This window comes from bacterium, from assembly GCA_041648665.1.
Classification (GTDB): Bacteria; UBA10199; UBA10199; order 2-02-FULL-44-16; family JAAZCA01; genus JAFGMW01.
Map to the genome: position 1 here is coordinate 1 of JBAZOP010000108.1, position 8,867 is coordinate 8,867.

Here is an 8,867-nt window from a genome sequence, read left to right on the forward strand (position 1 = left end):
ACCACTTCAAGCAGATCCAGCTGACGGGCCTCAAATATCAGGAGGGCGCGCCGCCCTACATATTTGCGATAGCGGTGCAGTCCGAGCGCGCCTTCGTAAGAGGGCCGAATTTCCTGCTCTCCATCGGCCGCGCAGAGAGCGAGGGTGCGGAAGAGAACTGGGATATAGATCTCAAGGCCGACCTTGATGAGGAACTGGTTGCGGCCCTGCCCAACCGCGTTGCGCCGTATCAAGGCGGGGCGGCCGCCACTTTCACGGCGCTGAAGGCGTCGGACGGATCGGGCGCATCTGCGCTCGAGATCATGGGGAGCGACGGCGACTTCGGAACGCTAGACACCGGCGCGATATACGTGAGGGCCGAAGGCGCAGGCCAGAGCTCGGGCCTGATAGCGGCCATCGAGATGGAGAGCGATCGCGGCGGGAAACTCTTCCTCGAGAACGCTACGAGCAAATACACCATCGAAACGAACTTGCCCAACGGGTATGTGAGCAACGCTGCCTATGACGGAACCACTCTCGCCTTTGCCTCTTCGCAGAGGGGCACGCAGACAGTTCCTGAGCTTAACTTCGGCTGGAATGTCGTGGTCCAGTCGGGCATCAAGATCTCAACGCGGGGAACCCTTTTCATAAGCAGGGCCTTGGGTGCGAACCAGGAGTTCACCGGATTCCCGACGTTGGTCAGCACTGACACGGATCCGAACCAGAAGAGGGGCGTGGCCGGAATCGGCCTTGCGGCCGACTCAAGCGCCGTGGCGGTGCTCTATAAGGGATATGCCGGGGGCACATGGTATCACCAGATCTTCCTCTACGGGCTCAGCAAGACCGGAGACACGTTCAACTCGCCCTCGTTTTTGGCCAAGACGAATCTCCTCACGGCCACTGCGCCGGCGACCGCCAACGAGGGCGCTGTGCTGAGCGTGAAGAAGAGCGGCGCGAACTATGAGGTCCTCTTCTCCACCCCCAAAAATATATACAAATGGCTCAGCTCGTCGGCCGCTCCCACGTCTCTTTATTCCAGCGACACCCTGGTCGACGCTGCCCTCGATGCATCGGGTACGGACAAGATAGCGATCGTCGCCGGCTTCAAGGCGATGGTGAAAAGCCTCTCCAGCATGAGCGCGGCAGGCGCCTCTGTTCAGATCGAGCCGAAGGAAGGGACGTCGATGACCTCGCTCTATGGCGCGGAGGTGGCGCTCTCGGGTGGAACGCTTGCGCTGGTGACGCCATACGGCGCAAAGGACACCTTCTCGGTGTTCGAGGTTTCGTCCAGCGCCCTGACCCCGGCGGCTGCCACAGACCTCTCCGATTTCCTGGACGTGAAGCTCTTCAGCTTATTCCCAGGCTATCTGCTCGCCAGCTCTCCTTCGAGCGGCATAGAGATCTTTTCGATAAGCGGGGAGTGAGTCGGCGGATCAGTCGATCAGCAGTTTGAATTTTCCTTCAGCGATATCCCTTTTCGCCTGCTCGTAGCGCTCCGGCGTGCCCAGGTCGTTGAAGTAACCTTCGTACGCCATGGAGTTGAGTTTGCCTTTGCGCGCCATGAGCTGCTTGAACCCGTCTTTTATGAGGCAGGCCTCCTGGCCTGCTGCCGGGAGGGCGTCGAATATCTCAGGCCCCAGGATGGAAAGTCCTGTGAAGAAGTGATCTCCCTCGCCGAATGCGCGCACGGCCCCGTCCTCCGAGATCGAAATCGGGGTGTAATCGTCCTCCGAGGAGAGCTTCTTCACCGCGATCGTCGCCTCTGCGCCCGACTCGGTGTGGCGGCGCACGAGGTTTTTTATGTCGGCCATGATCAGTGCGTCGGCGTTGAGCGCCACGAACGGACTGCGGCCGAAGAACCTGGCTGCATTTTTGATTCCGCCGCCAGTGCCGAGGAGCGTGGCCTCCTCGGAATAGAATATCTCCAGCCCGTATTCGGCTCCGGATCCGGCGTGATCGCGAATCAGCTGTCCCAAATGGTAGAGGTTTATCGCGACCCTCTTTATGCCCGCGGCCCTGAGGTATCGAAGCTGGTGATCTATCAGCAGCTCGCCGTCGAGGGGGAGCAGCGGCTTCGGCGTCGTGAGGGTGAGAGGCTGAAGCCTCTTGCCTAGGCCTGCGGCCAGAAGCATTGCGCTTTCGATCTGGATCGCCATCTTAACTCCAATCGGGCAGATACTTTTCGATCAGGTCTTTGAGCCCGGCGTATTCGGGCAGTCTCTCCAGGGCTGAGCGCACGTAGCCGAGCGATGTCGGGATGTACTTCAGAAAATCCGGATTTTTCTTCACCCGATCGATGTACACGAACCTGCCTGCGTCCTTGAGTTTGCGCTGCACGGTCACGAGGTCGAACTCGCCCCTGACCGCCGATGGGTCCCTGCCCGCCTCTGCGGCATAGGCGCGCAACAGATGGTCGACCGTGGAATCCGCTAGATTCACGTACGAGTCGCGCGTGAGCGCCACCAGGTCGTAGACCCTTGGCCCCGTCAGCGCGTCCTGGAAGTCGATGAGATAGAGGGCCTTGCCCCTTATGATGAGGTTGCGGCTCTGAAAATCGCGGTGCGTGAATCCATACGGCATGGCCTCGATGGCGGCGCTGATCTTTCGCGTCTCGCGCTCGAAGGTTTCCCTGTCGTCGGTCTCCATCTCTTTCCCTTGCCTGGCCTCGACGCAATACTCGCGGAAGTGGTCGAACTCCCAGTTGAGCAGCGTCGCGTCGAAGGATCGGGCGAGCGCGATGCACGTCCTTGGCCCGCTGTCAGCGGTGCGGCGCTGCATGGTGATCAGCAGCTCCAGGGCCCTGGCGTACCACTCCAGCCTCACATCTTCGCCTGCGGACTCGACCCTCTTCGCCATGATCTCGTCGCCCAGATCCTCGAGTATCATCAGCCGGTCCGCCTGGCTGTAGTGGTGGATCGCCGGGACCGGCAGGCCGAGGCCGGAGAGGAATCTTGCGACGTTTATGAACGGGAGCTCTTCGTGCGCGCCCTTGAAATTGGTTATCTCCTCGGAGGCCGACGAGCGGCCCTCGGGCATCTGCATCACTATGAAGGTGGCGCCGTCAGCCATCGCGGCGCGGTAATAGGTGCGGTATGAAGCGTCGCCGTGGAGCTTCGTGATCTCGCTCACCCTGGAGCGGCATCCGGTCTCTTCTGAGATCAATTTCTCTACGGTTTTTTTCATGTCGCTCATGGGATCACCGTGAAACTCACGTCGACGTTGCTCGAGTTGCCGTCGACCTGGACGTATATGGGGCCTTCGCCGAGCGCCGCATCCGCCGGCACTGTGAAGGTTATGGCCTCGATCTCGCTTGCGGTCGGATTGTCCAGAAGCCTGTAACTCGTGGCGCTGGTGGCGGCTCCTCCTACGACGACTATGTCCTCAGGATAGGCTATTGAAAATCCCAATCCGAATATCGATATCTCGTCGCCCACGCTTCCTGCGCTGGGATCGACTCTGGAGACTATGGGCGGGGAATTTGTGGGCACGTTGGGGTTATAATCGGAGCTGGTGCCGCCGCACGAGGCCGCAAGCATGATCAAAGCCGCTATCGCAGAGATCGCTCTCATCCAGGACCGGGTTATTAGTTTAAGAAATCGGGATTCGCAAGGCCTTAATCTTCGGGGAGCTTTATGCCCGCCTCGCGCAGCTGCTCGGCGAGCTTTTCGTCCCCGCTCTCAAGCCATCTCCTGTAGATGCTGAGTATCTGGCTGTCTGAGCCGGTCTTGTTCCATGGCGCGATCCTGGAGAGGACCTCGGCCAGCGATGCGAACTTTATCGCGAGCTCGGTGTAAACTTCGGCGAAGAGCGGGTCGCAAACCACGATCCCGGAGAGGGTCTCATAGGCGGCGCTCCCGATGGTGACGTAGTAGGAGTGGTCGACGATGCTCTTTCTGATGCTCTCTGAGAAGAGGCCGAGCGCGAGAAGGGTCGTGTCCCCGATGTCCCTCAGCGCCCTGGCCTTCTCCGGCGCGTCTGCCGCCATCGCCTCTATGAGCCTGAGGCCCACCGGTTCCTCCAGATCCGCTATCTCGCCTGCGCGGCTGGCTGCGCCATAGTCGGTGAGGAGGTTGAAGAGGTAGAACTCGACCGGCTCGCTTATCTTCACTGCCTCAGCCAGCATTGCGCGCTTGAGCTGTTCGCGCATGACCTCCTTGAACCTGGAGCCGTGTATGATCCCCTGATTTTTCATGATCCTCACCAGGGTCTTGGATATGCAATTAAAGTGCCAGGAGAGGGGCTAATACGCGCCGCCGACCGGAGGGGCTTTGCTCTCAGCAGCCTCCTCGCTGATCTCGGGCGTGGGCTTGAACAGGTCTCGCGATACGAAGCGCATGCAGACGACGCCCGTGATCGCTTTCATCAGGTAATTGACGAACAGCCAGACGAGGCTGAAGGAAAAGAGCAGATCGCCCGCAGAGAGTTCGCCGCCCGCGATGATCGGACTCTGGATGAACGGCTTGAAGAGCTCGACGAGCGCAACGTTTGATGTCCCTAGCCCGCCGGGCGTGATCGGGAGCGATCCGATGAAAAAGACAATCGGGATGTTGGAGATGATCTTCATGAACGGGATGTAGGCGTTGAAGGGCCATATCGCCACGTACATTCCGCACATGATGAACGCGTGCACAGGCAGCCTGGCGATGGCCGTTCGCAGGTAATCGAGGGGTTTTGTGGTCGCAATCAGATCGATGAGGTGGTTCTTGCGCAGCCTCTTTACGAAGCCGGAGTTTGCGGAGGCATTCGCTATGACGACGAGCGCGAGCACTCCGGCGATGGCCGCTATCGTGAAGATGCGAACGAAGTGCGCGATGTTCATCCCGCCTATCTCAAAAGGCCACGTCGTGAAGAACGTGGTGACGAAGGCGAGCGCGGAGAGGATGAGCAGATCCACGACCACGATGATCCCGAAGATGCCCAGCATCTTGGAGATCGGTATCCCGTGCTTGCGGTACTGGTAGAATGCGAACGCAGCCTGTGACGCGGCGTAGTTCACCACCATCAGCAGATACGTCGCGCCGCGCGCGGGCAAAAGGTCGCGCACCTTTTCCGGGTGGCCGAAGAGCGAAAGCACGCGCGAGATCGAGAATGTGTCGATGAAGAACATGAGGACGAAGTAGCCCACCGCGATTGCGCAGAAGTACCATATATTCATGTATTTCAATGAGTTGTATATGTTCTTCGGCGGGTACTCGCGGAAGAGCCAAGCGAAGACCAAAATCGCCATCAGCCAGGGGAACACTTTTTTGAAAAAAGCGAGCAACATCTTCATGGGGGCTCCGATAAGTAGGGCGACAATAGGGAAGCGCCCCTGCGCTGTCAATCATGCAACAGAGCTTGACGGAGGCAGGGGGAAGGAGATTGCCTCCGTCACCTCAATCCCCCATCTCCTTTCCCCATAAAAGCCCGTGATGCGAAAGCATCGCGGGTTTTTTTATTTGATCCGATGCCACCCGCAACGTTATTTTTAATCTTTAAAGCCGATTGCTACGAGGTAACGCTCAGAGGAGGTTTTGCGGGTGGCTTCGGGGACGATCGTGGTCACCTTCTTGAAACGGGATTTGAGCCCTGCGATGAAGCCCGGGAACTCTTCGCCGGGAAATATCTTCACTACGAAGTTGCCGCCTTTTTTGAGAATGCGGCTGCACACGTCCAGCGCGCGCGCGGCGAGTTCATATGAGCGAAATGCGTCTGCGAATTCTATTCCTGAGATGTTGGGCGCCATGTCCGAGAGGACTGCGTCGACCTTGCCGCCCGCGAGGCGCTCTATCTCTGCTAAGTTTTCCTCGTCGTTTATGTCGCCCTTGATGAAGGCGCAGTTTTTTGGGAGCTGGATCTTGAGGGGCAAAAGGTCGATGCCGATCGCGCGCCCATTCGGCCCCAGCATCGGCGCGAGCTCCTGCAGCCAGCCGCCGGGCGCGCATCCCAAATCCGCGACCATACCGCCCTTCTTCACGAGCGCAAATCGCCTCTGGAGCTCGGCGAGCTTGTACACCGCGCGCGAGGCCTTGCCCTCGCGCTTTGCGCGCTTGTAGAAGTGGTCCTTGCGTTCATAGGCCATGGTTTTGCTGATATCAGTTATCTGCCTGCCAATAACAAGCTGATAGTTACTGGTAATGGGGTGGGGATTTGAGGCCCCGAAAGGGCGGTTTTGGGGGCTATAGACCGGCCTTGTTGCCCCACTCTCTCTTAAAACATCAATAATTACAAATGGTTATAAAAGCGGGCGATGGCACGCTTACTGCATATATAGAGGGCGAGACCATAGGAGGATACTATGAAGGGTGGCGGGATAAATAAAGTTGGAAACGATTCCATGAAGATCGCCCAGGCGTGGTTCAAAGAGGTAAGTGCCCCGCAGGCGAAGTCCTCTGATTCCAAAAAAGCCCCTGATGTCGACGCGGCGAAGGCTCGCAAGGCGGTATCGTACAACGCCGGCTTTGCAGGCATGTCGCGATTCGGCGACAAGGCTCCGGACTTCTCGCTTGAGGGCAGGATCGCGGCCAAACTCAGCGACGGCGTGCCTTCAGATGCAGAGTGTCAGTTCCTGGCGCTTGCCACGCGTAAACTCGGCGCAGATCGTCTCTTGGGAGTTGTGGAGAGGCTTCTCACAAAGGATGCGAAGATCGTCAGCCACTACAAGTTCAGGGAGATCCTCGATCGCGACGAGAATCTTGCCTTCAATCAGGCAATCCGCCAGGCCAGGGAGAACATCGCCTATAAGGATGTGAACTTCGATATCGACGGCATGAGCGACGACGAATTCTGGGCCAGGATAGACATGGCCGATCGCGTGCATGACGGCATCATCGAGAACAATGCTGCGGTCAATCTCTTCAAGATGGCCGAGAAACTCGGGATACTGGACGAAACCGTGTAATTATTAAGAAAATCACTTATTTACCAAAGCCCCTGAAAAACAGGGGCTTTTTTATTGCCTGAAATTAGTCCGCAACATTTTGGGGTTTCAGACGATAACTTAATTGGATGAAGCGAATGCGCGTAAAGAACATCAATGGGGGAGCGAGCTAAGTTCGCTTCCTCATTATATTTTCAGGTTTTACGGGATTGAGAGGGGGGGTAGGGTCAGCCTCGAAATCCCCACAATTTGAATAGCCTCAAATTTGTACAAAGATGTCATTTTGTACAAAAAATAGAGATACGTTTGAGAAAAAGGGGGTAGTTTATATAAAAAAAGGCGAGAATTTTGAATTCTCGCCTGGTGGGCAGGGACGGAGTTGAACCGCCGACACGTAGATTTTCAGTCTACTGCTCTACCGGCTGAGCTACCTGCCCTAATAAGTAGTTCAAAACAAAGGGTTTTTCAAAGAGGTGCGCAACATAGATGATCCGGCAAAAGGTGTCAAGCGGGATAGCTTTGGGGCAAAATGAGTATATATATCATGCCCCATCTGTGGATAACTGAAGCGCAGGGTCATGGGTACAACGTCAAGACCATAGTTATAAAAAAGATTTTAAAAAACATGAAGTTACGCGTTGACGGTATTTGGGCTCCTGTGATATACAGGCAAGGCAATTGAGGGTGCTGAAACATGTAAGTAATTGAAAATATTAATTAAATATTGTTCTAGGGGAAATTTTGAAACAAGGGTCAGGGAGGGGTCATGTCAGAGACGCGTTCGGCACTGAACAAGGAATTCAAAGTCGGTGATGTTGCTGTTTACCCAGCGCATGGGGTGGGCACTGTGCAGTCCATCGAAGAGCGCGAGATAGCCGGCAACAAGCACAAGTTTTACATCCTCAAGATCATGGACACCGGCATGACCATCATGGTCCCCACGGGCAACGTGCGCAACGTCGGCCTTCGCGAGGTGATAAACGACAGCGAAGTCGACATCGTCTATGAGATCATGCGCGAGCGCGACATCTCCATAAACGAGCAGACATGGAACCGTCGCTATCGCGAGTATATGGACAAGATAAAGACCGGCTCCATCTACGAGATCGCGGAGGTCCTGCGCGACCTCATGCTCCTGCGCTACGAAAAGGAGCTCTCATTCGGCGAGCGCAAGATGCTCGACACTGCGCGCTATCTAATAATCAAAGAGCTGGCCATAGCGCAGGACATGGGCGAAGAGGAAGTGGCAGAGGAGATCGACGAGATCTTCGCCAACTGATTCACAGCAAACATGGCATCATAATAAGGCCCGCTGCTCGGCGGGCCTTTTTCTTTATAAATGGCTTGCTTGCGGGCTGTCTGTGGTCTATTTGGCATCCTCTATGAACGCGTGGGCGATAATAGCGGCAGCCGGGCTGGGGAAGCGGATGGCCGCGGGCCGGCCGAAGCAGTACCTGGAAATCGGCGGGAAGCCGATCATCTGCCACACCCTCGAACGCTTCCGGGCATCAAAATTCATGCAGAACCTCGTGGTCGTGGTTGAGCCGGGTCGCGAAAAGGCGATCGAGGATGAGATCCTGGGCCGATTCCAATTCCCGAAGTCATGGATCGTGACCGCAGGGGGCGCCCATCGCCAGGATTCGGTTTCCAACGGGCTCTCAAGAGTTCCTGCCGATTGCGACGTGGTCGCTGTGCACGACGCTGTCCGGCCCTTTGTGACGCCGGGCCAGATCGACTCCGCGATCGAGCTCGCGTTCAAAGAGGGCGCATGCATCGTGGCTACGCCCGTCAAAGAGACCATAAAGAGGGAGGCAGAGGACCGCCACATCAGCGAGACCGTCGACCGTATCGCGCTCTGGGGCGCCAAGACTCCGCAGTGTTTCAGGCGCTCGCTGCTCTGCGATGCGATGGAGCGGGCGCGGCGCGAGGGCTTCAAGGGCACGGACGAGGCCTCGATCTGCGAGAGGGCAGGCACGAGGGTGAGGGTGATTGAGGGCGACGAACGCAACATAAAGATCACGACACCCTC

At 57.1% G+C, this 8,867-nt stretch carries 10 protein-coding genes and 1 tRNA gene; 4 read left to right on the plus strand and 7 right to left on the minus strand.

The annotated features are described in order from the left end of the window. Nucleotides 1–1,403: hypothetical protein (locus WC683_17905; protein MFA4974485.1), on the plus strand; the 1,403-nt coding region annotated here is incomplete at its 5' end. Between the two features lie 9 nt (nt 1,404–1,412). Here WC683_17905 and WC683_17910 read toward each other — a convergent pair. The 6 genes from WC683_17910 to WC683_17935 form a co-directional block, all read right to left on the minus strand. Continuing rightward, a complete protein-coding gene (locus WC683_17910; protein MFA4974486.1) occupies nt 1,413–2,135 on the minus strand; it encodes a nucleotidyltransferase family protein in 723 nt (240 codons plus the stop codon). Nucleotide 2,136: 1 nt separating this feature from the next. Further along, on the minus strand, nt 2,137–3,171 hold the full coding sequence (locus WC683_17915) for a phosphotransferase (protein MFA4974487.1): 1,035 nt from the start codon (nt 3,169–3,171) through the stop codon (nt 2,137–2,139). Continuing rightward, nucleotides 3,168–3,548 carry an IPT/TIG domain-containing protein gene (locus WC683_17920; protein ID MFA4974488.1) on the minus strand — a complete coding sequence of 127 codons (381 nt, stop codon included), beginning with the start codon at nt 3,546–3,548 and terminating at the stop codon, nt 3,168–3,170. The genes WC683_17915 and WC683_17920 overlap by 4 nt, the downstream gene beginning before the upstream one ends. Nucleotides 3,549–3,592: 44 nt before the next feature. Beyond that, nucleotides 3,593–4,171 (minus strand): hypothetical protein, encoded by a 579-nt coding sequence (locus tag WC683_17925; protein ID MFA4974489.1) that lies wholly within the window; start codon nt 4,169–4,171, stop codon nt 3,593–3,595. Nucleotides 4,172–4,219: 48 nt separating this feature from the next. After that, nucleotides 4,220–5,251 carry a lysylphosphatidylglycerol synthase transmembrane domain-containing protein gene (locus WC683_17930; protein MFA4974490.1) on the minus strand — a complete coding sequence of 344 codons (1,032 nt, stop codon included), beginning with the start codon at nt 5,249–5,251 and terminating at the stop codon, nt 4,220–4,222. Nucleotides 5,252–5,446: 195 nt separating this feature from the next. Then, entirely contained in the window at nt 5,447–6,040 is a 594-nt protein-coding gene (locus WC683_17935; GenBank protein ID MFA4974491.1) for an RlmE family RNA methyltransferase, read from the minus strand. 216 nt (nt 6,041–6,256) lie between these two features. Between WC683_17935 and WC683_17940 the strand changes: the two genes are divergently transcribed. Next, nucleotides 6,257–6,859, plus strand: coding sequence for a hypothetical protein (locus tag WC683_17940; protein ID MFA4974492.1), 603 nt, complete (start codon nt 6,257–6,259; stop codon nt 6,857–6,859). A gap of 340 nt (nt 6,860–7,199) precedes the next feature. Here WC683_17940 and WC683_17945 read toward each other — a convergent pair. Further along, nucleotides 7,200–7,275 (minus strand) — tRNA-Phe (locus WC683_17945). Between the two features lie 329 nt (nt 7,276–7,604). Between WC683_17945 and WC683_17950 the strand changes: the two genes are divergently transcribed. Both WC683_17950 and ispD read left to right on the plus strand, forming a co-directional pair. Continuing rightward, nucleotides 7,605–8,117, plus strand: a complete 513-nt coding sequence (locus WC683_17950) for a CarD family transcriptional regulator (protein ID MFA4974493.1) — start codon at nt 7,605–7,607, stop codon at nt 8,115–8,117. 103 nt (nt 8,118–8,220) lie between these two features. After that, nucleotides 8,221–8,867: 2-C-methyl-D-erythritol 4-phosphate cytidylyltransferase (ispD, locus tag WC683_17955; GenBank protein MFA4974494.1), on the plus strand; the 647-nt coding region annotated here is incomplete at its 3' end.

Excerpts from the sequence above, each read along its gene's own strand:
- WC683_17910 (MFA4974486.1), bottom strand. The coding sequence starts at position 2,135 with ATGGCGATCCAGATCGAAAGCGCAATGCTTCTGGCCGCAGGCCTAGGC.
- WC683_17915 (MFA4974487.1), bottom strand. The coding sequence starts at position 3,171 with ATGAGCGACATGAAAAAAACCGTAGAGAAATTGATCTCAGAAGAGACC.
- WC683_17920 (MFA4974488.1), bottom strand. The coding sequence starts at position 3,548 with ATGAGAGCGATCTCTGCGATAGCGGCTTTGATCATGCTTGCGGCCTCG.
- WC683_17925 (MFA4974489.1), bottom strand. The coding sequence starts at position 4,171 with ATGAAAAATCAGGGGATCATACACGGCTCCAGGTTCAAGGAGGTCATG.
- WC683_17930 (MFA4974490.1), bottom strand. The coding sequence starts at position 5,251 with ATGAAGATGTTGCTCGCTTTTTTCAAAAAAGTGTTCCCCTGGCTGATG.
- WC683_17935 (MFA4974491.1), bottom strand. The coding sequence starts at position 6,040 with ATGGCCTATGAACGCAAGGACCACTTCTACAAGCGCGCAAAGCGCGAG.
- WC683_17940 (MFA4974492.1), top strand. The coding sequence starts at position 6,257 with ATGAAGGGTGGCGGGATAAATAAAGTTGGAAACGATTCCATGAAGATC.
- WC683_17950 (MFA4974493.1), top strand. The coding sequence starts at position 7,605 with ATGTCAGAGACGCGTTCGGCACTGAACAAGGAATTCAAAGTCGGTGAT.